Source organism: Formivibrio sp. oc-25, from assembly GCF_055810895.1.
Map to the genome: position 1 here is coordinate 1 of NZ_JBVVOL010000027.1, position 23,619 is coordinate 23,619.

General features: G+C 58.6%; 22 protein-coding genes. 14 read left to right on the forward strand and 8 right to left on the reverse strand.

The features are described from left to right. Nucleotides 1-156: 156 nt before the first annotated feature. The 4 genes from thiS to AC0KVQ_RS13785 all read left to right on the forward strand — a co-directional run bounded on the left by thiS (nucleotide 157) and on the right by AC0KVQ_RS13785 (nucleotide 3,110). The gene (gene thiS, locus AC0KVQ_RS13770; RefSeq protein WP_473421745.1) at nucleotides 157-360 is read left to right on the forward strand and encodes a sulfur carrier protein ThiS; all 204 of its coding nucleotides are present in this window, start codon (nucleotides 157-159) and stop codon (nucleotides 358-360) included. A 66-nt stretch (nucleotides 361-426) separates the two neighbouring features. Further along, nucleotides 427-1,215, forward strand: a complete 789-nt coding sequence (locus AC0KVQ_RS13775) for a thiazole synthase (RefSeq protein WP_473421746.1) — start codon at nucleotides 427-429, stop codon at nucleotides 1,213-1,215. A 70-nt stretch (nucleotides 1,216-1,285) separates the two neighbouring features. After that, on the forward strand, nucleotides 1,286-2,023 hold the full coding sequence (gene trmB / locus AC0KVQ_RS13780) for a tRNA (guanosine(46)-N7)-methyltransferase TrmB (RefSeq protein ID WP_473421747.1): 738 nt from the start codon (nucleotides 1,286-1,288) through the stop codon (nucleotides 2,021-2,023). A gap of 34 nt (nucleotides 2,024-2,057) precedes the next feature. Then, entirely contained in the window at nucleotides 2,058-3,110 is a 1,053-nt protein-coding gene (locus AC0KVQ_RS13785) for a flagella assembly protein FlgT middle domain-containing protein (protein ID WP_473421748.1), read from the forward strand. On the opposite strand, the gene AC0KVQ_RS13790 is transcribed toward AC0KVQ_RS13785, so the two are convergent. The 4 genes from AC0KVQ_RS13790 to AC0KVQ_RS13805 are packed head-to-tail and all read right to left on the reverse strand — an operon-like array spanning nucleotide 3,111 to nucleotide 6,717. Further along, entirely contained in the window at nucleotides 3,111-3,845 is a 735-nt protein-coding gene (locus AC0KVQ_RS13790) for an SPOR domain-containing protein (protein ID WP_473421749.1), read from the reverse strand. Continuing rightward, the gene (locus AC0KVQ_RS13795) at nucleotides 3,842-4,582 is read right to left on the reverse strand and encodes a type III pantothenate kinase (protein WP_473421750.1); all 741 of its coding nucleotides are present in this window, start codon (nucleotides 4,580-4,582) and stop codon (nucleotides 3,842-3,844) included. Before AC0KVQ_RS13795 ends, AC0KVQ_RS13790 begins: the two co-directional genes overlap by 4 nt. Continuing rightward, nucleotides 4,579-5,535 (reverse strand): biotin--[acetyl-CoA-carboxylase] ligase, encoded by a 957-nt coding sequence (locus tag AC0KVQ_RS13800; protein WP_473421751.1) that lies wholly within the window; start codon nucleotides 5,533-5,535, stop codon nucleotides 4,579-4,581. The genes AC0KVQ_RS13795 and AC0KVQ_RS13800 overlap by 4 nt, the downstream gene beginning before the upstream one ends. Before the next feature lie 18 nt (nucleotides 5,536-5,553). Further along, nucleotides 5,554-6,717, reverse strand: a complete 1,164-nt coding sequence (locus AC0KVQ_RS13805) for an STAS domain-containing protein (protein WP_473421752.1) — start codon at nucleotides 6,715-6,717, stop codon at nucleotides 5,554-5,556. Between the two features lie 165 nt (nucleotides 6,718-6,882). Between AC0KVQ_RS13805 and AC0KVQ_RS13810 the strand changes: the two genes are divergently transcribed. The 6 genes from AC0KVQ_RS13810 to AC0KVQ_RS13835 all read left to right on the forward strand — a co-directional run bounded on the left by AC0KVQ_RS13810 (nucleotide 6,883) and on the right by AC0KVQ_RS13835 (nucleotide 17,015). Continuing rightward, nucleotides 6,883-10,470 (forward strand): DUF748 domain-containing protein, encoded by a 3,588-nt coding sequence (locus AC0KVQ_RS13810; protein WP_473421753.1) that lies wholly within the window; start codon nucleotides 6,883-6,885, stop codon nucleotides 10,468-10,470. 131 nt (nucleotides 10,471-10,601) lie between these two features. Continuing rightward, entirely contained in the window at nucleotides 10,602-11,243 is a 642-nt protein-coding gene (locus AC0KVQ_RS13815) for a substrate-binding periplasmic protein (protein WP_473421754.1), read from the forward strand. A 78-nt stretch (nucleotides 11,244-11,321) separates the two neighbouring features. After that, nucleotides 11,322-14,081 (forward strand): valine--tRNA ligase, encoded by a 2,760-nt coding sequence (locus AC0KVQ_RS13820; RefSeq protein ID WP_473421755.1) that lies wholly within the window; start codon nucleotides 11,322-11,324, stop codon nucleotides 14,079-14,081. 185 nt (nucleotides 14,082-14,266) lie between these two features. Then, nucleotides 14,267-15,679, forward strand: a complete 1,413-nt coding sequence (locus AC0KVQ_RS13825) for a diguanylate cyclase domain-containing protein (protein ID WP_473421756.1) — start codon at nucleotides 14,267-14,269, stop codon at nucleotides 15,677-15,679. A gap of 92 nt (nucleotides 15,680-15,771) precedes the next feature. Then, nucleotides 15,772-16,677: a DMT family transporter gene (locus AC0KVQ_RS13830; RefSeq protein WP_473421757.1), complete on the forward strand. Its 906-nt coding sequence runs from the start codon at nucleotides 15,772-15,774 to the stop codon at nucleotides 16,675-16,677. Between the two features lie 14 nt (nucleotides 16,678-16,691). Next, nucleotides 16,692-17,015 carry a DUF4156 domain-containing protein gene (locus AC0KVQ_RS13835; RefSeq protein WP_473421758.1) on the forward strand — a complete coding sequence of 108 codons (324 nt, stop codon included), beginning with the start codon at nucleotides 16,692-16,694 and terminating at the stop codon, nucleotides 17,013-17,015. A gap of 45 nt (nucleotides 17,016-17,060) precedes the next feature. Here the strand turns inward: AC0KVQ_RS13835 and AC0KVQ_RS13840 are convergent, their stop codons facing one another. Then, a complete protein-coding gene (locus tag AC0KVQ_RS13840; protein WP_473421759.1) occupies nucleotides 17,061-17,951 on the reverse strand; it encodes a LysR substrate-binding domain-containing protein in 891 nt (296 codons plus the stop codon). Between the two features lie 400 nt (nucleotides 17,952-18,351). Here AC0KVQ_RS13840 and AC0KVQ_RS13845 point away from each other — a divergent pair, with 400 nt between their 5' ends. Beyond that, the gene (locus tag AC0KVQ_RS13845; RefSeq protein ID WP_473421770.1) at nucleotides 18,352-19,311 is read left to right on the forward strand and encodes a DMT family transporter; all 960 of its coding nucleotides are present in this window, start codon (nucleotides 18,352-18,354) and stop codon (nucleotides 19,309-19,311) included. Nucleotides 19,312-19,332: 21 nt separating this feature from the next. Here AC0KVQ_RS13845 and def read toward each other — a convergent pair whose 3' ends face one another. Further along, complete coding sequence (gene def / locus AC0KVQ_RS13850) at nucleotides 19,333-19,860, reverse strand: peptide deformylase (protein WP_473421760.1); 528 nt, start codon at nucleotides 19,858-19,860, stop codon at nucleotides 19,333-19,335. Nucleotides 19,861-19,886: 26 nt separating this feature from the next. Further along, nucleotides 19,887-20,855, reverse strand: coding sequence for an octaprenyl diphosphate synthase (ispB, locus tag AC0KVQ_RS13855; protein WP_473421761.1), 969 nt, complete (start codon nucleotides 20,853-20,855; stop codon nucleotides 19,887-19,889). Nucleotides 20,856-21,084: 229 nt separating this feature from the next. On the opposite strand from ispB, the gene rplU reads away from it, so the two are divergent. The 3 genes from rplU (at nucleotide 21,085) to obgE (ending at nucleotide 22,939) form a co-directional block, all read left to right on the forward strand. Further along, entirely contained in the window at nucleotides 21,085-21,396 is a 312-nt protein-coding gene (gene rplU / locus AC0KVQ_RS13860; protein WP_473421762.1) for a 50S ribosomal protein L21, read from the forward strand. An 18-nt stretch (nucleotides 21,397-21,414) separates the two neighbouring features. Continuing rightward, nucleotides 21,415-21,696, forward strand: coding sequence for a 50S ribosomal protein L27 (rpmA, locus tag AC0KVQ_RS13865; RefSeq protein ID WP_473421763.1), 282 nt, complete (start codon nucleotides 21,415-21,417; stop codon nucleotides 21,694-21,696). Nucleotides 21,697-21,781: 85 nt separating this feature from the next. Continuing rightward, nucleotides 21,782-22,939, forward strand: coding sequence for a GTPase ObgE (gene obgE, locus AC0KVQ_RS13870; RefSeq protein WP_473421764.1), 1,158 nt, complete (start codon nucleotides 21,782-21,784; stop codon nucleotides 22,937-22,939). A 245-nt stretch (nucleotides 22,940-23,184) separates the two neighbouring features. On the opposite strand, the gene AC0KVQ_RS13875 is transcribed toward obgE, so the two are convergent. Continuing rightward, nucleotides 23,185-23,556, reverse strand: coding sequence for a COG4315 family predicted lipoprotein (locus tag AC0KVQ_RS13875; protein WP_473421765.1), 372 nt, complete (start codon nucleotides 23,554-23,556; stop codon nucleotides 23,185-23,187). Nucleotides 23,557-23,619 lie beyond the last annotated feature (63 nt).

Genomic DNA, 23,619 nt, shown 5'->3' on the forward strand with positions numbered 1-23,619 from the left:
TAGCTCCTTGGGTCACCCGAAATCTCGGGTGCTCGACAGCTTAAATGATAACGATCGAAAGACATTGAAAGGCATGGCTCTAAAGCCGCGAACAGGTTTGTAACCGGCTTCGCCAGCGCCTAGAATAGCCGGGTTATCTCAACCGATACCCATGCCGTGATTACGCTTTCCATCAATGGCCAGCCGCGCCAGTTCAATGCCCCGCTTACTGTTTCCGAACTCGTTGTTATCCTCGAACTCACCGGTAAACGCATTGCCATCGAAAAGAATGGCGAAATCGTGCCGCGCAGCCAGCATGGCCAGACGCTGCTTGGCGATGGCGATCAACTGGAAGTGGTGGTCGCGGTAGGCGGTGGCTGAGTAGCTGCCGGTTACGTTTACCCATCGAATCCATCGGGCACGCGACCCGATTCAAGAGGAAGAGTCATGACTGATGCATTAGAGATTGGCGGCCAGCGCTATGCTTCCCGCCTGCTGGTCGGCACCGGCAAATACAAGGATTTCACCGAGACCCGCGCGGCGATTGATGCCAGTGGAGCCCAGATTGTTACCGTGGCGATCCGGCGTGTGAACATCGGTCAGGATGCCAGCCAACCCAGCCTGCTGGATTTCCTGCCACCCAAGGAATTCACCTACCTGCCCAATACTGCTGGCTGCTACAGCGCCGACGATGCGGTGCGCACCTTGCGCCTGGCGCGTGAACTGCTCGATGGCCACGATCTGGTCAAGCTTGAAGTACTCGGCGATCAGGCCACGTTGTTTCCGAACATGCCCGAAACGCTCAAGGCCGCCGAAGTACTGGTCAAGGATGGCTTCAAGGTCATGGTTTACTGCTCGGATGACCCGATCCAGGCGCGCATGCTCGAAGACATCGGCTGCGTGGCGATCATGCCGCTGGCCAGCCTGATCGGCTCCGGCATGGGTATTCTGAATCCGTGGAATCTGCGTCTAATCATCGACCAGGCCAAGGTGCCGGTGATCGTCGATGCCGGCGTGGGCACCGCGTCGGATGCCACGATCGCCATGGAACTGGGTTGTGACGGTGTGCTGATGAACACCGCGATTGCTGCCGCGAAAGACCCGGTGCGCATGGCGCACGCCATGAAACTGGCGGTAGAAGCCGGACGCGATGCCTATCTGGCTGGCCGTATGCCGCGCAAATTTTACTCGGCCGATCCCTCCAGCCCGCTCGCCGGGATGATCGGCACCAAATAATTTAACGGTCCACCCGGCCTGTTGCGCCAAGAAATACAGGCCGGTTTTTTTGTTCATTATCTGAATTCCCATGACGCACACGCCACCAAACGATTCCATCCCCGATTCCACCTCGGCCGACAACCCGCATTTCGGCCGGCGTATCCGCAGCTTCGTGCTGCGCCAGGGCCACCTTTCCAAGGGCCAGGAGCGTGCCATTGAAGAATTCGGCCCGCGCTTCTGTATCGAATACCACCCGGAAGTGCTCGATATGGCTGCTGCTTTTGGCCGAGTTGCCCCGCGCGTGCTGGAAATCGGTTTCGGCATGGGTGGCGCAACGGCGGCAATCGCCACCAGCTTGCCGGATACGGATTTCATCGGCGTGGAAGTGCACACGCCGGGCGTGGGCAGCCTGCTGAAACTGATTGGTGAGCAGAATCTTGGCAACATCCGCATCGTTCACCATGATGCGGTCGAGGTGCTGGAAAACATGCTGGCCGAGGATTCACTCGACGGCGTGCACGTGTTCTTCCCCGATCCCTGGCACAAGAAACGCCACAACAAGCGCAGGCTGATCCAGCCAGCATTCGTGAAACTGCTGGTGTCGCGTCTCAAACCCGGGGGCTATCTGCATCTGGCCACCGATTGGGAAGACTATGCGATCCAGATGCTGGAAGTGCTGAGCAACGAGCCGGCTCTGCAAAATACGGCTGACGCTTATGCCCCGCGCCCCGATTATCGGCCTTTGACCAAGTTCGAGAACCGGGGCATCAAGCTTGGCCATGGCGTCTGGGATCTGGTATTCACCAAAAAAGTGGTGGCTGCCTGACGCCGCGATCAACCTGTAGGCAGGAGGCTGGCCCATGACCAAACGCTGGAAATGCTGGTGTGGCATGCTCGTTGTGAGCATGGTGTGGGCCAAGCCAGGCTGGTCTGCTGAAACGATACAGGTTTATCCGCTTGGGCCGGCTGCGCAAGCCAGCATGGCCACGACCGATGCGCAGGCTTGCCACTCTGCGTACCGCCGCAAGATCCTGGTGGCTGGCTTTCCGGTGCAAAGCCCGGTACAGCTGGCCGATTTGCCGAAATTTCCACAGATGCTGCAGATCGAGCTCGCGCGTCGCCTGGAGCAGCAAGGGTCGTTGCTGGCCTTGCACAGTAGCCAGGAAGCCGCCTATGCGCTGCCTCCTGGCCAATATGCGATGCAATGGGAACCCGAGTGGATTCGTGATCTGGCGCGCCGGCATGGCGTGCAGTTCGTGCTTGGCGGCAGCGTGCGCGATGCCGGATTCGAAGGCGAGCGCTATACGCTCAGCGCTGGTACCGATATGCGGGCGGGAGAGCGCAAGCAGGAGTTTGACATTCCCTTGCTGCGTTTTTTCAAGCCCGGCATCAAGGCCACCCCTGCGGCACGCCGTTTTGAATTCGAGTTGCAATTGTTTGACGGCAGCAGCGGTAGCCGCATCAGCCAGCATGTTTTCAGCGGCAAGGTGCAAGGCGAAGTCGTGATGCCGCAATCGGTCGAGATGAATTCACAACGCTTTTTCGATTCCGACTTCGGCAAGCTGGTCAGTGCCAAGCTCGACGAGTCGATGCAGCGCATTGTTGCGGACATGCAGTGCGAACCCTTGCAGATGCGGGTAGTCAGGGTCGAATCCAGTCGCCTGATGCTTGATGCCGGCAGCACAAGTGGTTTGCGGGTGGGGGATGCCTTGCAACTGCGGCATCGTCAAGCCGGCACGGCGCCGCTGCTGTCGCTTGATCGCAATACTCTGTTGGGGGGGCCGGCTGAAATAGCGGGCACGTTGCGCCTGACCCAGGTTCAGGCACACTTTTCCATCGCAGAAAAGGAAGGCACTTTCAGTGCCGAAGTGGGCGACCATGCGGTTGCGCCCACTGTTCCCGTTGTCCGGTGATCAACGGCAGGCAGTTTCCCGCAGTTCGATGCCGCGCAGGCGCTTGCTGGCGTTTTCCAGCTTCTGCCGGTTGGGTGCCGAGACATCCCGGACCAGGAAGGTCACGGGTTTCAGGGTGTCATCCTTGTCGCGCATGATGGCTGAACGTATCCCTTTGGCCCGCAACTCCGCCAGACGGCGTTCACCCGCTTCGCGTGTGCTGAAAATTCCCAGCGAAACGGCGTTCTGCCAGCGACCGCCGTCATTGACCACAAAATAATCATCCACGCCGAGCTCGGCGACTTCTTGGGCCTTGCGTCGGGCATCAGCCTGACTCGGTTGGGGTGGAATGTAGACCCAGACCTTGGCATGCTCAGTTCCCCCGCTTTCTGTCGCGGACAGGCCCAGTGTCTTGAGCTGATTGCGGGCAATGCTCGCTTGCGTTGCGGTAAAGCCGCTCCAGCGCAGGCAGACCGATCGGGTCGGGGCTGCGGAGGCGACGACCGCACTTGCCCGGGAAGCCGGTTCGGATGCGATCACCGGCGCTGAGGCTTGCACGGCGGACGCACTGGTCTCCACCACCGTAGACGCTGTTGCTGCCATGGATCGCTTGGCCAATTCGCCGGTCACGATCTGGATCTGGCTCGCGTTGATTTCACGGCTGCGTGGGTCGACGGCTGGATTGCTTCCCCCCAGCGTAACCAGGCCGAATACCAGCAGATTGGCCAGCAGGAAAACGAAAAAAAGCCACTTCATGATGCGTTGTCTCCGGTGCTGGCTGCCCAGGCCGCCAGGCCATGCAAGGCCAGATTGTCGACGATGCTGGCCGTATCCTGGAACAAGGGTAGCAGACGCGGGGCATCTCCACCGCTCAGGATGATTCGTACTGGCGTATCGCACCGGGCTTGCAGGCGTGCGAGCATGCTCGTGATCGCACCGTGCAGGGCACTCAGGCAACCGGTTTCAATGGCATCCTCGGTATTGGTCGGAAAGTCGGCAAAGCTGCCCTCGGTTAGCGGCAGGCGGGCGGTGTTGCCGGCCAGCGCGGTTTTCATCAGGCGATAGCCGGGCAGAATCATGCCGCCAAGGAAAACGCCCTGGCGATCGAGTGCATCGACCACCAGCGCGGTACCGGCAGAAACCACGACAAGTGCCGTGTCGGGAATATGGTTGCGGGCACCGATCAGTGCCGCCCAGCGATCCGGGCCGAGACGCTGCGGAAATTGATAACTGTTGCGTACTCCGACGGCCATGCTGTCTGGCTGCAGCCAGGCCACGTTACGCTGCCACAAGCTGCTTACCCGTGCCGCGATAGCCATCTGATCCTGTGTACTGGTCACGGCACAGCCGAATACGCGGTCTGGCCGGGCAAGACCGGACCAGGCTTGGTCCAGCTCGTCGATACCGGCTGCCGCACCCTCCCTCAGCCAGTTGCTGCCTTGCACCAGCGCCCATTTGATACGGCTGTTGCCGAGATCAAGCAGCAGGTTCATGCGCCAACCTTGCGCAGGCTGACATCGCCGCTGTGAATCAACCGTGATTCACCGTCCACCTGCATGCGCAATGCCCCTTCGTCACTCACGCCCAGCAAGGTGCCTGCCAGTGTGCGCCCGTCGGGCAAATGGACTACGGCCAGTTGTTGCTGCCAGACGTGGTGTTTTTCCCATTCGCTGCGCAGGGGTGCAAACCCTTCCCTGGCAAAGCGTGGCAAGGTGCGCTCCAGTTCGGCCAAGAGCTGGCCCAGCAGGCTGTTGCGCCCGCATTGCAGCCCGTAGTCAGCAAGCGCTGCCACCGGCTGGTCGAGTGGGCCAACGCCATCCGGCTGATACAGGTTGAGGCCAATGCCGATCACGACCTGTGCCGGACCGAGCGCATCGCCCTGCATTTCGATCAGGATGCCACCGGCCTTGCCCGTGGGCAACAGCAGGTCATTGGGCCATTTCAAGCCAATCCCGGCAACGCCGGCTGCTTCGATGGCCCGTGCCAGCGCTGTGCCGATGGCCAGTGGCAAGCCGGCAAGCTGGGCCGGCCCTTCCGGGAAAGTCCAGGCGAGTGAAAACAACAGGCTGCCGCCGAGCGTTCCCAGCCATTTGCGTCCCATCCGGCCACGGCCGCCATTTTGCCATTCGGCCACCAGCACCCGGCCATGGCGCGGGTCTGCCAGGAGCGTGCGATTGGTTGAATCGGTGATGTCGATACGTTCTATGTCAAGAACTGAGGCAGGATCGAGCTCGGATAGGATCTGGGTGATATCCAGCCATTCGATGTCACGTCCCAGTCGATAACCCAGTCCGTGGCGTCGCTCGATATGCACGCCACGGTCTTCTGCGCGCGACAGGATGGTGGAAACGCTGGCGCGGGAAATTCCCAGGCGCTGGGCGATTTCTTCACCGGAGGTAAAGCGCGCGGTATCTAGTTCGCGCAGGCAGGAAATCAGTTTGGGCATGAGGGCTGGTGGCGTTGGTCAGGATTTGCGGCGTTCAATCGTGGTGAGTTCGGTGATGCCCATCAGTTGCAGCAAGGCAAACACCAACTCGTTGACCGCAGTCAGCCGGATACTGCGCCCGGCTTGCAGTACTTGCATGAACAGGTTGAGCAGCTGGCCGGCGGATTCGAAGTCGAGGCGGTTTACATGGTTGAAATCAAGCACCAGTGGCCCGGTCGAATGCAATGCGTGGTCACGGATTTGCGCCAAGGCGGCCGGATCTTCTCCGGTGATATCGCCTTGCGGCGAAAATCCTTCTGTCGGCAGAGGTGTCAGCGGACTGTTCTCGCGGGATAACGTTTCCCCGTCATCGGGCAAGGGCACCAGGTTCGCATCCCACGAAGGCGGCGAAACCTCGTAGGTGATGGCGTATTCGACCGCCAGGTTCTCGAACTCTTCCTGCAGACCCGAGGCCTGGAAGACATCCATCAACAGCAGCCAGAATGGCGCTTCAGCCGGCAACCTCCGGCCAGTCTCGATCTTGCCTGCCAATAATCTGGCAAACGTGCTGCCACCGTATATCCGAAACCTGGGCGTATGTTTGCGCACCATGTGCCAGGCCGCAAGAATCTCTGCCGCAGCCAGGGCGTCAATCTCCTCCACCCGGCTGAAGTCCAGCCGGATCTCGCTATCTTTCCCGGCTGCCTGCTGCAGGCAGGACAATCCCGTGCTTACGCTGGTTGCATTCAGGTTGCGCCCGAAAGTGCAGAGGCTGTTTGCTGCCGGTGACTGTTTGGCAAAATGTGCCCGAGCGACCTGCCAGGTGGGGGGCGTTTTCTCGAATTCCAGCACATATTCCAAACCCAGCGCTTCATAATCGGCCTGTTTGCCCAGTTGCTGCTGCAGCTCAAACAGCATCAGCCAGGTTTGTTGCTGGTGCTGGCCACGGATGCGTTCGAGTTCGGGGCGCAAGACGGCCAGGGCTTCTTCGCTGGCACCGTTGGCGTGCAGGATGGCTGCTTGTTCTTCTGCGGGCGTGAGCACGTCGCCCCCATTGACGACCTCGATCCCGGCCGTGGCTTGGTGACCCTCATCGGCAAATACCGGTTTGGATGGCGGAGACTCAACCGCGGCAGGAGCGCCCGGCATGGCGGGGCGGGCTTCCGCTTCGGTTTCTTTTTTCTTGAAAAATGAAAAAGCCACGTTGTTTTACCTGCGATGCGGCCTTGTTTCTGGCGGCCATAAGCAGGAATTCTAACCGTGCCGAGGCAAACCATGAAAGCATTACCGGACGCGCTGTCGGCCGCTCCTTGCTAGACTGAAGCCAGAGTGACCCTCTCTTTGTTAATGGCTTCAGGAGCTATCGTCATGATCAATGCCAAATCCTGCATGCGCGTGTTCACCCGGCGGGTAAGAATAGGACTGGTGGCATTGCTTGCGCTGGTGTGTGGCTACGGCTTGTTTGGTTTTTTTGCTCTGCCCTCCTTGTTGCGACCATGGCTGGAGCAGCAAGCCGGAACGGTGCTGCAGCGCCAGGTCAGCATCGGCAAGCTGGAGATCAATCCGTTTCTGCTGCGCGTGGTCCTGCGCGATGTCGCCATCAAGGAAGATGACGGTCTTTTTTTCGGATTTTCCGCCCTGACGGCAGATGCCGAGCTGGCCAGTATTTGGCGGCGCGGCCCGGTATTGCGCGAAATCACGCTTGATACACCCAGCTTGCGCATCGTGCGGCTGGCGGCCGATCGCTACAATTTTTCCGATCTGCTTGAAGGAAAATCGCCCGAGCCGGCACAACCGGATCAGGGCTTGCCGCTCTTCTCGCTCAACAACATCCGCATTCTCAACGGCAAGATAGAATTCGATGACCGCTTCCTGCAGTCGCGGCAAAACGTAAGCGCGCTGCAACTGGCGCTGCCTTTTGTTTCGACCTTGCCGCACCGGCTTGATGAATACATCGAACCGGGACTGTCCGGCAGGCTCAATGATGCGGAATTCAAGCTGACCGGCCAATCCAAACCCTTCCTGGATAGCCGTGAAACCCGGCTATCCCTGCAACTGGATCGACTCAATCTGCCGGACTATCTGGCTTACGTACCTTTGCCCAAGGATGTGAACCTGTCTTCCGGCCAGATATCGGGCCAGGTGGATGTGGTTTTTCGTGAAGAAGCTGAAGAGCCACGGCTATTGATCGAGGGCAAGCTGGCTTTGGCAGACGGGCGGCTGAATTTTCGCAGCGAACCCATCCTGATCCTGCCGGCACTGCAGGTCGATCTGCAACGGTTGGAGCCGCTGGCGGGTCAGTATCACCTCGCCCGCATCGGCATCGACAATCCGCAGGTGCAAGTCAGGCGCAGTGGCACGGGTGAGCTCAACTGGCTGAATGCCTTTGCCACGGACAAACCGGCCGGTAAGGCGGCGAGTACGCCAGCCGCGCAAGCGCCACTGGTTGAGGTGGCAGAATTCGCACTCAATGGCGGTCGGATCGATTTTCAGGATGCTGCAGTGAAGCCGGCCTATGCCGGTCGGCTGGAGGAAATTACGATCAAGGCGCAACGCCTTTCCTCCGCGGCGGGTGCTTCCGCGCCTGTGGGCATTGCATTCAACACCGGTCATGGCGAAACCTTCCAAACCGATCTGAACATACAAGTCGCGCCGCTGGCGGTGAGTGGCCGTATCGCCATCAAGAACTTGCAGCCGGCGCATCATGCCGCGTACTGGGCGCCGTATTTTGCCGGCGAGATCCGCAGTGGCACCTTGGCCAGTGCGCTGGATTTCAAATTTGCAGCCGCACAGCAGGTGATCGAAGTCGACAAGGGTGAGCTGGATCTGCGCGATCTGGCGATTGCGCTACCCAAGGAGAAACGACCGGCAATCAAACTGGCTGCCCTGAATGCCAGCGGCATCAGCATTGACGTGGGCAAGCGCCAGCTGGCGCTTGCCAGCCTGGCCGGTGCGGGCCTGGATAGCCGGCTGGTGATGGGGCGCGATGGCCGCATCAACTTGCTGAACCTGCTGCCACCAGCGCCCGCTACTGCAGTCTCAAAACCTGCAGCCGGCAAATCGGGCCAAGCCGACTGGCGCATGCGGCTGGGGGCGGTGGCACTGGAAAATTCGGCGCTGCGGCTGGAGGATCAGCGCGAAAAACAGACGCCACCGTTGGTGCTCTCGAATCTGGCATTGAAGGTTGATAATCTCGATAGCGCGAGAGGCAGCCAGGCGCGGCTGGATTTCTCGACCCGTGCCGGCAAGCGCGGCCAAATCAAACTGAGCGGGCCATTTGTGCCGCAACCCTTCTCGGCACGCTGGCAGGTGGACATGCGCCAGTTTGATGCTGCCTTTGCCCAACCGTATTTCACCGATTTGCTGAACATCCAGCTTGCCAGCATCTGGCTTGGTGCGCGCGGTGCGCTGCAAGTGGCCACCGAGCCAAAGCTGGTGGTGCGCTATCGCGGCAATCTGGCGGTCAATGATCTGCATGCCATCGACAAGCTCAATGGCGCCGATTTTCTCAAGTGGCGTTCGCTGGCGCTGACGGGCGTCGATGCGCAGAGCGAACCGCTGAAGCTGGCGTTGAACGAGGTGGCCTTATCCGATTTCTACTCGCGCCTGATTCTGTCGAGCCAGGGGCGACTGAATCTGCAGGATATCGTGGTGCGTGAAGGGCAGGCGGCTTCGGTGACGAGCAGTCCAGCCAGCGCCCCGATGACCAAGCCTGCGCAGGTCGCGTCTGCTCCGGCCAAAACAAGTGCACCGCTGCCGCCGATCAGCATCGGCAAGATCACGCTCACCGGTGGCAACATCAACTACACCGATAATTTCATCCAGCCCAACTTCACTGCCAACCTGATGGACATGGGCGGCGTGATCAGCGGCCTTTCCAGCAACGAATCGGCGCGTGCCAGCCTGGATTTACGCGGCAGTGTCGATCGCATCGCCCCGGTGACCGTGTCCGGTAGTCTCAACCCGCTGGCGCAGCAGGTATTTCTCGATATCAAGGCGGCAGTCAAAGGCTATGAACTCACGGCCGCTTCGACCTATTCGGCCAAATATGCCGGTTATGGCATCGAGAAAGGCAAGCTGTCGATGGATGTGGCCTACTTCATCGAAAACAGCCAGCTCAAGGCCAGCAACCAGTTGCTGCTTGATCAATTGACGCTGGGCGACAAGGTGGACAGTCCGGAGGCCACCACGTTGCCGGTGAAATTCGCCCTGGCACTGCTGACCGACCGGCATGGCCAGATCAACCTGAGCCTGCCGATCGAAGGCTCGCTCAATGACCCGCAATTCCGTATCGGCCGCATCATCTGGCAGGTGATCGGCAACCTGCTGGAAAAGGCAGTGACTGCGCCATTTCGTGCATTGGGTGCGCTGTTCGGTGGCGATGAGGCTACTTTTTCACGGGTTGAGTTCGAGGCCGGCCAGGCGAGTGTGAGTGCCTCGGCCCGGCAGGCACTGGACAAGCTGGCCCAGGTGCTGGCGGACCGTCCTGCCCTCAAACTCGATATCACCGGCTGGGTCGAGCCGGACACCGACCGGGAAGGGCTCAAGCGTGCAAAGCTGGAAGAAAAAATCCACGCGCGCAAGCTCGCCCAGCTGGCCGACAAGGGGCAATCCGTCGATTCCGCTGCGTTGGTAATCGATATGGCCGAACGGTTGAAACTGCTGGAGCAGGTTTACGATCGCGAAAAATTTCCCAAGCCGCGCAATGCGATCGGTCTGCAAAAGCGGCTGCCTGCTGAAGAAATGGAAAGGCTGATTCTGGCCAATACGGCGGTGAGCAACGATGACTTGCTCAATCTGGCCATGCGCCGCGCGACTGTGGCCAAAGATGCATTGACTGCTGCCGGTGTGGATGAGGCGCGTCTGTTCATTCTCAAGCCCAAGCTCAATGCCGGGGCTGATGCGGCGGATAAGGATGATGGAAAGCCAACGCGGGCGCAATTTATGCTTAAATAAGCGTTTGCTTATATTCAAGCGGACGTATGCGTTTTGTCAGGCAAGGGCGCTGGTTGGGCGACCCGACACTTATTTCAATGCTGTTGGTGTTGGCTGCGAGTTGCTTGCCTGCCAGGTCACAGGCAAACAGTATGGTTCTGCGCCTGGCAACCCAGGAAATGCCGCCTTATCAGCTTGTCCGCAATGGCAAACTGGATGGCATTGCTGTGAAAGTGGTGCAGTGCGTGCTGGCAAAGTTGCGACAGCCCTACTTGATTGCAGAGTTTCCCTGGCGACGAGCACAGATGCTGGTGGAGGCGGGCGTTTACGATGGTTTTTTTGCCGCATCGCGTACCAGTCAGCGTGACCGCTTTGCCGTGCTGTCGGAGCCGATTGCGGATCAGTCATGGCGCTGGTATTGGCGCTCGACCATCAAGCAGGATCCAGAAAGCGAACAGTTCAGGGTGAATGGCACCGTCGGGGCTTTGGCTGGTTCAAGTATGCTGACCTGGCTGGAGGCAAATAATTACCGTGTCACCACCCATGCCACTTCGAGCGAGCAGCTTTTCGCGCAGTTACTTTATGGCCGTACTGGCGCAATCCTTTCCAACGAGGCCGCGGCTCGAACCTGGTTGAAACAAAACGCCGTCCGGCCCGGCATGTTCAATCAGCAGGCGTTTACCAAAGTGCCTGCAGCGAATCTGCGCCTGGGTGTTTATTTTTCCCGTGAATACCTGACCCGCAATCCGAATTTCCTTCCCCAATTCAACAGGCATATTGCTTCCTGCCGCTGATTGCGGGCCAACAGAACCTAAGTCCTTGCCTTGGCGGTATAATCTGCGGTTTTCCTGAATTCCCGATCCGAGACCGACATGGAACTCGCCAAGAGCTTTGAACCCGCCGATATCGAACGCCGCTGGTACCCGCAATGGGAAGCCGCAGGTTATTTCAAGCCGAACATGTTGGCCAAGGCCACGTCCTTCGCCATCCAGTTGCCGCCGCCCAATGTCACCGGCACGCTGCACATGGGCCACGCCTTCAACCAGACCATCATGGATGGCCTGACCCGCTATCACCGCATGAAGGGCGAGAACACGCTGTGGAATCCGGGTACTGACCATGCCGGTATTGCTACCCAGATCGTGGTGGAACGCCAACTCGAAGCGCAGGGCATCAATCGTCACGACCTGGGTCGCGACAAATTTATCGAACGCGTGTGGGAGTGGAAGGCCGAATCGGGCGCCACCATTACACGCCAGATGCGCCGTATGGGTGCGTCGGTCGACTGGACCCGCGAATACTTCACCATGGACGAGCAGTGCTCGAAAGCCGTGACCGAAGTGTTCGTGCGCCTGTTCGAACAGGGCCTGATCTACCGAGGCAAGCGCCTGGTGAACTGGGATCCGGTTCTGGGCACGGCGGTATCCGATCTGGAAGTGGTGAGCGAGGAAGAAGATGGCCATATGTGGCATATCAAATACCCGCTGGCCGATGGCTCGGGTGAGCTGGTCGTCGCCACGACGCGCCCGGAGACCATGCTCGGTGATACCGCTGCGATGGTCCATCCGGAAGACGAACGCTACCAGCATCTGATCGGCAAGACGATCGCGCTGCCGCTGTGCAACCGCGAGATCCCGATCATCGCCGACGAATACGTCGACAAGGCGTTCGGTACCGGTGTCGTCAAGGTGACCCCGGCGCACGATTTCAACGACTACGCCGTAGGCCAGCGCCACAACCTGCCGCAGATCAACATCTTCACGCTCGATGCCCACGTCAACGACAGTGCACCGATCAAGTACCGCGGGCTGGATCGTGTCCAAGCGCGCAAGAAAGTCGTGGCTGATCTGGAAGAACTGGGCCTCTTGGTTGAGATCAAGAAACACAAGCTGATGGTGCCGCGCGGCGACCGTACCGGCGCGATCATCGAGCCGATGCTGACCGACCAGTGGTTTGTGGCGATGAGCAAGCCCGACGAAACCGGCAAGAGCATCACCGAGAAGGCGCTGGAAGTCGTCGAAACCGGTGAAGTGAAGTTCGTGCCGGAAAACTGGGTCAATACCTACAACCAGTGGCTCAAGAATATCCAGGACTGGTGCATCAGCCGCCAGCTCTGGTGGGGTCACCAGATCCCGGCCTGGTACGATGACGAAGGCAATATCTATGTTGCCCGCACCGAGGCGGAAGCCAAAGCCAAGGCCGGCGGCAAGTCGCTCAAGCGCGATAACGATGTGCTTGATACCTGGTTCAGCTCGGCACTGGTGCCGTTCTCGACGCTCGGTTGGCCGGAGAATACGCCGGAATTCAAGGCGTTCCTGCCATCGTCCGTGCTGGTGACCGGCTTTGACATCATCTTCTTCTGGGTGGCCCGGATGATCATGATGACCAAGCACTTCACCAATGAGGTGCCGTTCAAGCATGTCTACGTGCATGGTCTGGTGCGCGATGCCGAAGGCAAGAAAATGTCGAAGTCGGAAGGCAATGTGCTCGATCCGGTTGATCTGATCGACGGTATTGCGCTGCAACCGCTCTTGGACAAGCGCACCACTGGCCTGCGCCGCCCGGAAACCGCGCCGAAAGTCGCCGACAAGACCAAGAAGGAATTCCCGGACGGCATCCCGGCCTATGGTACCGACGCGCTGCGCTTTACCTTTGCCAGCCTGGCTACCTTGGGCCGCAACATCAACTTTGATCAGAAACGCTGCGAGGGCTATCGCAACTTCTGCAACAAGCTCTGGAATGCCACGCGCTTCGTGCTGATGAACATCGAAGGCAAGGATGCCGGTCTGGATGAAAGCCTGCCGCTGGAATTCAGTTTTGCCGACGAATGGATCATCGGCCGCCTGCAGCAAGCCGAGAACGACATCGGTCTGGCCTTCGATACCTTCCGCTTTGACTTGGCCGCGCAGGCGATCTACGAGTTTGTCTGGAACGAATACTGCGACTGGTACATCGAATTGGCCAAGGTGCAGTTGCAGACCGGTAACGAAGCACAGCAGCGCGCGACTCGCCGTACGCTGATCCGCGTGCTCGAAACCATCCTGCGCCTGGCGCACCCGATCATTCCGTTTATCACCGAAGAGCTGTGGCAGACCGTGGCGCCGCTCGCGGGGCGCAAGGAATGTGAATCGCTGATGGTGGCGCGCTACCCGGTGGCCGATCTTGCCAAGATCAAGCCGGAAGCCGATGCGCAGGTCGAGGAGCTCAAGGCACTGGCGTTTGCAGCGCGTAATCTGCGCGGTGAAATGAACCTGCCGCCTTCGCAAAAGACTCCGCTGTTCCTGGAAGGCAGTGCTGAGCTGGCCAAGTTCGTGCCGTACCTGCTGCCGCTGGCCAAGTTGTCGGAAGCCAATATCGTGGCCAGGCTGCCGGAAGATGATGCGCCTGTCGCAGTTGCCGGACAGACCCGCCTGATGCTCAAGGTCGAAATCGACAAGGCCGCTGAAAGTGCGCGCCTGACCAAGGAAATTGCCAAACTGGAAGATGGCATTGCCAAGCTCACTGCCAAGCTGGAAAAGCCGGGCTATGTCGACAAGGCGCCGGCGCATCTGGTCGAGAAGGACAAGGCCCAACTGGCAGAGCAGGCGGAAAAGCTCGGCAAGCTCAAGAGCCAGCTCGACAAGCTGAAATGAACCAGTCACTGACTGATATCCTCAAAAGGTCGCCTTCGGGCGACCTTTTTTGTTGAGATCAGATTTATAAGTGTTTGCTAATTAATAAGATTTCCGCTGCAAAGCGGATTCTGTCATGCGATGATCTGGCCATCTTCTGTTCTGACAAACCGCACTTCAGATCGTCTCAGGGGTGGGAGACCACGATGCATTCGCCTAGCTTCATTTCCGCATGGCTGCGCAAGCTACGGCGCATGCCGGGGGATTGCCTGCAGTTTCTGCGCGATGGATCTTGGTCCAAGCCGTTTGCTGCCGGGGTCGGCGTATTGGTATTTGGCCTGATCGGTGCATTTGGCGAGCTGCTATTGTTGTCCTACCAGCGCGAGGCTGAGTCGGAAAGCCGCGCCGTTCTTACCGCACACGCTGCCAATCTGCGCGCCCGGGTAGATCGCGAACTGAATGCCGTGATGTACCTGTCCAATGGATTGTCTGCATATCTGGCGGTTCGCCATGACCGGCTCGACGATCAGGAGTTGGCGCAGATTCTTGCCAGGCTGTACGGCGCCAGCCGCCATATCCGCAACTTCGCCATTGCCACGGGCTACAAGGTCAGCCATGTCTATCCCTTGGCTGGCAATGAAAGAGTCATCGGGACCGACTATACCCAGCTGCCGCAGCAGTGGTTGGCAATCCAGCGCGCCGTGGCCAGTGCCCGGGGAACGCTGGCGGGCCCGGTCGATCTGGTCCAGGGGGGGACCGCCTTCATCTATCGCTTGCCGGTTTTTGTCGATGACCGCTATTGGGGCCTGGTCTCGACTGTGATCGATACGGATTCCTTCTTTGCTGCCGCCTTTGCTGAGTTCGAGCTGGATGCCCATGACTTCGCGATCCGCGGCCAGGATGGGAAGGGTATGGCGGGTGATGTGCTTTGGGGCAATCCTGCCATTTTCTCCGATCCGGATGTGGTCCGGATCGAATCGGAAGTTCCCAACGGAAAATGGGTTTATGCCGTGCGCAGCCATGTCTCGCCTGCCTTCAAGTGGTCGGTCTGGCTTCTGCGTGGCGGTGGCTGGTTGCTGGCTGCGCTGGGTGGCGTGGTGGTCGCCATGCTGTTGATTCAACGTGCCAGACTTGCCCGCCATGCCGGTTTGGATAGCCTGACTGGCCTGCCCAACCGACGCTTGCTGGATGACCGGCTGGAGCAGGCCATGCGCCGCCATGTCCGCTCGGAAGATGATCTGATAGGCGTGCTGTTCATTGATCTGGATGGCTTCAAGGCCATCAACGACGACTATGGCCACAAGGCGGGCGATGTCGCGCTGCGGGTCGCGGCACAACGCATACGGGAAGAAGTCCGCCTGAGCGATACCGTGGCCCGCTGGGGCGGGGATGAGTTTGTCGTGGTGGTCGAGGATGCGGACGAGGCCCTGTTGCAGCATTTGATCCTGCGTTTACGGCAATCGCTGGCCCAGCCCTTCGATGCGGCTGGCCGCAGCCTGCAGTTGGCCGCATCGATTGGCATGGCATTGTTGAGCGCGGCTACCGCCACGCCGGAAATGCTGCTGGAGTTGGCGGACCGGCGCATGTTTGAAGAAAAACAGCGCAAAAAGCGAAGCTGATGCGTACCATGATGGCGCCGGGAAAGTCCTGACTGGCCGGCGTTGTACCACCCCCGCAAAATAGATCTCTCACCCCATGTCCAGTCCATTCCATGCATGCCCTGCCTGAACACCGTGTCTCCGGTATTGCCGCCATTGCCCTGTGTGCTTTCCTGTGGAGCACCGCCGGGCTTTTCATCAAGCTGATTGACTGGAATCCGATGGCAATTGCCGGCATGCGCAGCTTGATTGCCAGCCTGGTTATTCTGGTCTGGCTGCGGTGCATCCGCTTTACCTGGTCACTGGCCCAGGTGGGTGCTGCGGTGGCGAACATGGTGACCATGCTGCTGTTCGTGTTTGCGAATAAAACCACCACGGCGGCCAATGCCATCCTGTTGCAATATTCAGCCCCCATTTTTACCGCGATCTTTGGCGCTTGGCTGTTGCATGAAAAAACGCAACGCGAGCATTGGCTGGCCTTTCCGTTCGTGGCGATCGGAATGGTGGTTTTTTTCCTGGATGATGTCTCGGTCGGTGGCATGCTGGGCAATCTCGCTGCAGCGGCATCTGGCGTGACTTTCGGGCTGTATTTCGTCTTCATGCGCATGCTGAAAACCGAATCGCCGTTGCAGGCAACCCTGTTGTCGCATTTCATGACCGCAGGCGTGGCGCTGGGGATCGCTGCTTTTCTGCCGCTGCCGGTAGTGACGCCGGCAGCGTTATCCGCGATTCTGGCATTAGGGGTGGTGCAGATCGGGCTGGCAGCGATTTTTCTGGCGTACGGTATCAAACGGGTGACCGCAGTGCAGGCCATTCTGATCGCACTGATCGAGCCTACGTTCAACCCAATCTGGGTTTTCCTGAGCACTGGCGAGCGCCCGGGTAGCAATGCGCTGCTGGGCGGGGCGCTGATTATCGCTGCTGTGACAGCCGCTTCGGTGGCTTCGGTACGCCGTGCCAGGCAGGATGATCCGGCTACTGAACCGGCCGCACCGGCCCGGGTCGAAAGCAGTACCTGATTTTGGAGTCCATCATGTCAATTCAATTTTCACGTCTGATCGTACTGGCCATGCCAGCTTTGCTGGCGGCTTGTGCATTCGTGCAGACACAACCGGGATCGGAAAAAGTGGTGCAGTTCGAGCCCTCCCAGGTTACACGCTGTACCCAGTTGGGGACGGTCAAGGTCAGCGTGCTCGATCGCGCCGGGCTGATCACGCGCGATCCGGCCAAGGTGGCCCGGGAGTTGCAGCAGCTTGCACGCAATTCTGCCGTGGACATGCAGGGCGATACCATCGTGCCTGCCGGCCCGGTGAGTGCAGGGACGCAGCAGTTCAATATCTATCGTTGCCAGCGTTGAAGGACAGGCTCCCAGAACCACTTCGAAGTCTGTCGCGAGAAGCGCTCAGATCGACTCGCGAATTTTGGCCAGCAGTCCGCGCACGGCGGCAGAGCGCTCGAAACGGCGGTGTACCACAATCAGCTGGGTGTCGCGCTCCTCGCCTTGCAACGGGATATAGCGTACTCCCGGCAACTGCAAATGCCGGACTGTATCCGGCATCAGGCTGACGCCCAGTCCGGCAGCCGCCAGACTGATCAGCGTGGCGATTTCAGTCACGCGCAGCGTGATGTTTGGCTCGAAGCCGACCCGCCGGCATTCTTCCAGCAGCGCGTGGCCAAGTCCGACGCCATCCGGGTCATGGAAGGCAATGAAAATATCATTGCCCAATTCCTGCAATGCCAGGGATTCACGCCCGGCCAGCGGGTGTTCGTTTGAAAGTACGGCAACCAGGATCTGTCTTGCCAGTACAAAAGTATCAACGCCTTCCGGCATCACATCCGGCAACGGGGCCCGGACCACGGAAATATCCAGATGTCCTTTATCGACCGACTCGATCTGCGCCAGTATCGGCATCTCATGGAGTAGCAGATTGATGCCGGGATGCGCCGTGCGATAGGCCTTGAGCATGCGGGTAAAGCGCGGGTCATACATGGCACTGCCCACAAATCCGATGTTGATCGTGCCGGATTCACCGCGCGCCGTATCCTGTGCCACGCGGATCGCTTTTTCCGCGCGCTCCAGTGTGGCACGCGCTTCGATCAGAAAAGCCGCACCCGCTTCGGTGAGTTCAATACGGCGTTTGCTGCGGTTGAACAGACGTGCATCCAGTCGTTCTTCCAGTGCCTTGATCTGCTGACTGAGTGCCGGCTGGGCAATGCCCAGGCGTTCGGCCGCCCGGGCGAAATGCAGCTCTTCGGCCAAGGTGATGAAGTAACGGAAATGGCGGAAGTCCATGCCTGTCAGCCTGTCTTGATTTTTCAATAATTAAATCTTATTAAAAATGTGCAATTAATACAATTGACCAAGAATTTATCCGTTGCATAATAAACAGCATGCGCTCCAGGCCTGTACGGGCTACCCCTCTCGAGCCCTTGCTCCCCCCCGCAGGATTCGATGGCCTCAGCAGGTTGAATGCATCGTGGTCCGCATCATCTGATGTGCGATCCGAAATGACTGCCTGCCCCCGCAGGCGTCAAGCTGAGTCCTCCCCCTCAGTCCGGCCGGTGCGCGACTCACCGGCCTTTTTCTTTCACGGCAACGCCTGCGTGTGCGGGCATGCCGGCGGTTTCAATCCGGTTTTTGTAGCAAGGAAGGTTTCAAATTGATTTCCCATCCGTTTTTCAGTAATCGCAAGGTGGTTTTTTTGCTCGCCTCATTCAGCTGTATGCTGTGGGGGAGCGCCTATCCGGCAATCAAGAATGGCTATGCGCTGTTTGCCATTGTCCCTACCGATATCCCTTCAAAGATGGTGTTTGCCGGTTATCGATTCTTTTTTGCCGGCCTGCTGCTATTGCTGATGGCCCTGCTGACCAAACGCGAAGGATTGCGTCCCAACTGGACGAGCATCAAGCAGTACACGCTGCTGGGTTTGACCCAGACGGCAGTCATGTACATCTTCTTCTATATCGGTCTGGCTTATACCACCGGGGTGAAAAGCTCGATCATGAATGCGACCGGCACCTTTTTCAGCGTGCTGCTCGCGCATTACATCTACCACAATGATCGATTGAACATGAACAAGGCGCTTGGGTGCCTGATCGGGTTTGCCGGCGTGATGGCGGTAAATTTCAGCCATGACCTGCTCGATTTCAATTTCACCTTGCTGGGCGAGGGTTTTGTGGTCATTGCCGCCTTTATCCAGTCTGCCGCTACCATCTATGGCAAGAAGCTGTCACAGAAGGTGGATTCGGTCGTGTTGACGGGTTACCAGCTAGCCATCGGTGGTACGGCACTGATTTTGGTGGGTTTTGCTACCGGTGGGGAGTTAAGCGGATTTACCCTGAAATCCACAGCATTGATGGCGTATCTAGTGCTGCTGTCATCGGTGTCGTTTGCGCTGTGGACCATCCTGCTCAAATACAACCGGGTAGGGCTGGTGACGGTATTCAATTTCCTGATCCCGATCTTTGGTGCTGTGCTGTCGGCGATCTTCCTTGGTGAATCGATCCTGGAGTGGAAAAACATGCTGGCGCTGGTGTTGGTCTGTGGCGGGATCTGGTTGGTGACCAAGGAGGTACCGCTCAAGTCTGCTACAGATCAGGCTATGCCAATAGATGAAACGGCAACCGGGTCGGTCGCTGCAAAATCCAAATAAGCGCGGACGGACAGGTCGAGATCAATCGTCGGCCTGTCCCGGGAACAACACATCGGTATAGCCGAACTTCTGCAGATCCCGGATACGTTGCGGATACAGGATGCCGGCCAGATGATCACATTCATGCTGGACCACGCGCGCATGAAAACCCTCGGCGACGCAATCGATCGGCTGGCCCTTTTCATCGAAGCCCTGATAGCGCAAGCGGGTATAGCGCGGTACGCTGCCACGCAAGCCCGGCACTGACAGGCAGCCTTCCCAACCTTCTTCCATTTCTTCCGAGAGCGGAGTCAGTACCGGGTTGATCAGGATGGTGCGCGGCACGGCCGGTGCTTCCGGGTAGCGTTCGCTTATTTCAAAGCCGAATACAACGACCTGCAGGCTGATGCCGATCTGTGGCGCGGCAATGCCGATGCCGCCGCTGGCATGCATGGTGTCGAACATGTCAGTCAGCAGTTCGTGCAAAGCCGGCGTATCAAATTCGGTGACAGGGGCGGCCTGGATGCGCAAAAGCGGTTCGCCCATTTTGAGGATCGGACGGATTGCCATGGCGAGGTCTCCGGTAACGGGTCAGGTCAATGCGTGCGCTCGATGGCGATGCGCGTCAACGCGGCGAGCGCCTGGCGGTGCGGCGTATCGGGCAGGTTGTTCAGGCAGGCAAGTGCCTGAGCGGCCTCGGACTGGGCGACCCGGCGCGAATAATCGAGTGCGCCGGTTGCATTGACTGCGGCCAGCACTTGCGGCAGCAGATTGCGGTCGGCCTGTTCCAGCGCAGTGCGCACAATCGTTGCGTGCACCGGGCTGCCGCTGCGCAGTACATGAATCAGCGGCAACGTCGGCTTGCCTTCGGCCAGATCGTCGCCCAGGCTCTTGCCGATTTCGTCCTGTTGGCCGGAATAGTCCAGGACGTCATCAATGATCTGGAATGCAGCGCCCAGGTGCAGGCCGTAATTGGCCAGCGCGGTTTCGGTAGCTTCATCGGCAGCACAGAGGATGGCGCCCAGTCGCGCGGCTGCCTCGAACAGCTTGGCGGTCTTGTAGCGGATCACTTTCAGATAGCCGGCTTCGTCGATGTCGACGTTGCCGATGTTCATCAGCTGCAGTACTTCACCTTCAGCGATGATGTTGGTGGCATCTGCCATGACCTGCATCACGCGCATCGACTCGGCAGAAACCATCATCTGGAAAGCGCGGGTGTAGAGGAAATCGCCAACCAGTACGCTGGCGGCGTTGCCAAACATCGCATTGGCCGTTTCGCGGCCACGGCGCAATGCGGATTCATCCACCACATCGTCATGCAGCAGCGTCGAGGTGTGGATCAGCTCGATCATTGCCGCCAGCTCGTGGTGATGCGTGCCCCGGTAACCCAATGCTCCGGCCGTGAGCAGCAAGACTTGCGGACGCAGGCGCTTGCCGCCGGCGCTGATGATGTATTCGGCTACCTGACTGATCAGCGCAACCTCGGATTGCAGTCGAGTGCGGATCAGGCCATCCACCGCCCGCATTTCCTCTGCCAGAACTGTTTTGACGAACTCGATCGACACGCTGTGAAGCCCCGCAAGCAAGATGGTATTTATTATTAAAGTGATTTCACTGCCGGATGTTAGCAGAAATCGATCCGGCCGCGCTTTGCGAAGCAAGTTAAAGCATGTAAGTGCTTGACTGTGATGGTGTTATGCGCTATTGTCGCGAGCTCTTCGCTGTTTTGGCGAAGGTTTTTGCATTGGCGCTATGCGCTGGTGTATCGGGTGACTCTGAATATTGGAGCTTGTTATGTATGCAGTCGTAAAAACCGGTGGCAAGCAGTACAAGGTTGCTGTCGGCGAAAAACTTAAAGTAGAACAGATTGCTGCAGACATCGACAGCCAAATCGTACTGAATGAAGTATTGATGGTGGCAGACGGTGACGCAGTGGCAATTGGTGCCCCTTTGGTGGCTGGCGCCTCCATCAAGGCAACCGTGGTTTCGCATGGTCGTGGCGAAAAGGTTCGCATCTTCAAGATGCGTCGTCGCAAACACTACCAGAAGCGTCAGGGCCATCGCCAGAACTACACCGAAATCCGCATTGACGAAATCGTCAAGTAATCACGAGGAGCTTTTGACATGGCACACAAAAAAGCTGGTGGTAGTTCCCGTAACGGCCGCGACTCCCACTCGAAACGTCTTGGTATCAAGGTTTACGGCGGTGAATTGATCAACGCCGGTTCCATCATCGTGCGTCAGCGCGGTACCGAATTCCATCCGGGCGACAACGTCGGCATGGGCAAGGACCACACCCTGTTCGCGCTGGTCGATGGCTACGTGCAGTACACCATCAAGGGTGCGCAAAAGCGCCGTACCGTGGTGGTTCTGCCGTACGAAGGCGAAGTGATCGTTGCCGCTTAAGCGGGTCGAACTTTGCTGTTCAAGCCCTGTCCTTGCCGGATAGGGCTTTTTTATTCCTGCCCTGTAATTGGCGCGAGGCTCACACATGAAGTTTATCGACGAAGCCCGGATTGAAGTGATCGGCGGCAAGGGCGGCAATGGCTCGGCCAGCATGCGTCGCGAAAAATATATTCCGAAAGGCGGACCAGACGGTGGCGACGGTGGTCGCGGTGGTAGTGTCTGGGCTGTGGCTGACCAGAACGTGAATACGCTGGTCGAGTACCGATTCGTGCGCAAGTACAAGGCCGAGGACGGTGATGGTGGTAGCGGTCGTGATCGCTATGGCAAGGGTGGCGTGGATATCGAGCTGCGCATGCCGATCGGTACCGTATTGATCGATGCGGAAACCGAAGAGATCGTTGCCGACCTCACCGTAGATGGTCAGCGTGAGCTGATCGCCAAGGGTGGCAAGGGTGGGTTGGGCAACCTGCATTTCAAGTCATCGGTGAATCGCGCCCCCAAGCAGACTACCCCGGGCGAAGAGGGCGAACGCCGCGAATTGCGTCTGGAGCTCAAGGTGCTGGCCGACGTCGGTCTTCTGGGCATGCCCAATGCCGGCAAATCGACTTTCATCCGCGCGGTATCGGCGGCGAAACCCAAGGTCGCCGATTATCCGTTCACGACCCTGCATCCGAATCTCGGCGTGGTGCGCATCGATGCCAACCGCAGTTTTGTCATTGCCGATATTCCTGGCCTGATCGAAGGTGCGGCCGAAGGCGCCGGCCTCGGGCATCGCTTCCTCAAGCATCTGCAGCGTACCGGCATCTTGCTGCATCTGGTGGATATCGCGCCGTTCGATCCGGAAACCGATCCGGTGCGCGAAGCTCGCGCGATTGTCGAGGAGTTGCGCAAATATGATGAAGAGCTGCATAACAAGCCGCGCTGGCTGGTGCTAAACAAGCTTGATCTGATCCCAGAAGAGGAGCGTGCCGAACGTGTCGAGGCCTTCCTTGAGGCCTATGGCTGGGAAGGCGTGAAGGAACATGATCCGTATGCGCCGTTTGATCCGGACGAGCCGCGCTGGTTTGCCATTGCCGGTTTGACTGGCGAGGGCTGTCAGAAACTGACCTATGCGATCATGGAGTATCTGGATGCCATGCGTGCCCGCATGCGCGAAGAGGCAGAGCTGGCCAAACAACAGGCAGAGGCCGAGCTGGCAAGCGCACGGGCTGAAGCCTTGGATGATGTACCACCTCAGGATTGATCCTTGTCTCATCTATGATCCCCGCCCGAAACGGGGCGGGGATTATTAGATTGATGACGAACTCCGCTGCGGAGCAAGGTATCCCCTCGAGGAGTCGCGGGAGGGGTAGAAATGTACGAGAACGCTGCGAAATCAAGTCATGGCATGATCAGGCCTGGCATTGCCCGGGCTTGAAAATCATGCCGACCACTTTCTGATTGTCTGAAATCCCCGCACCATGCGGGGATTTTTGATGTGTCATGCGACTAGGGTTTTATGATCCACCAGACGTTATTGACGCCTTCGCCGGTCATGTCGCCAGGCTTTTGATCCTTGATCCAGTAATACAGCGGTTTGCCTTTGTGTGCCCACATGGTTTTACCATCATCACGTGCAACCAGTGAAAAATCGCCAATTGGTTTGGCACCGGCTTCGGCCAGGAAGGGCGGCCAGTTCGCTGCGCACTGGTTGTAACAATTGCTCTTTCCGGCGGCATCACGATCGAAGGTGTACAGGGTCATGCCATTGGGGGCGACCAGCATGCCATCCTTGAAGCTCGCAGGCCTGGAAGTCATGCCCATGCTGGAGCAGGCAGACAAGATGGCGAGTGTGAAGAAGGCAATGGCAAATGTTTTCATGATTTACTCCCTCGCTTGGGGGTTGATACATCATTAACTATGCGGCGCCATTCGATAAATAAT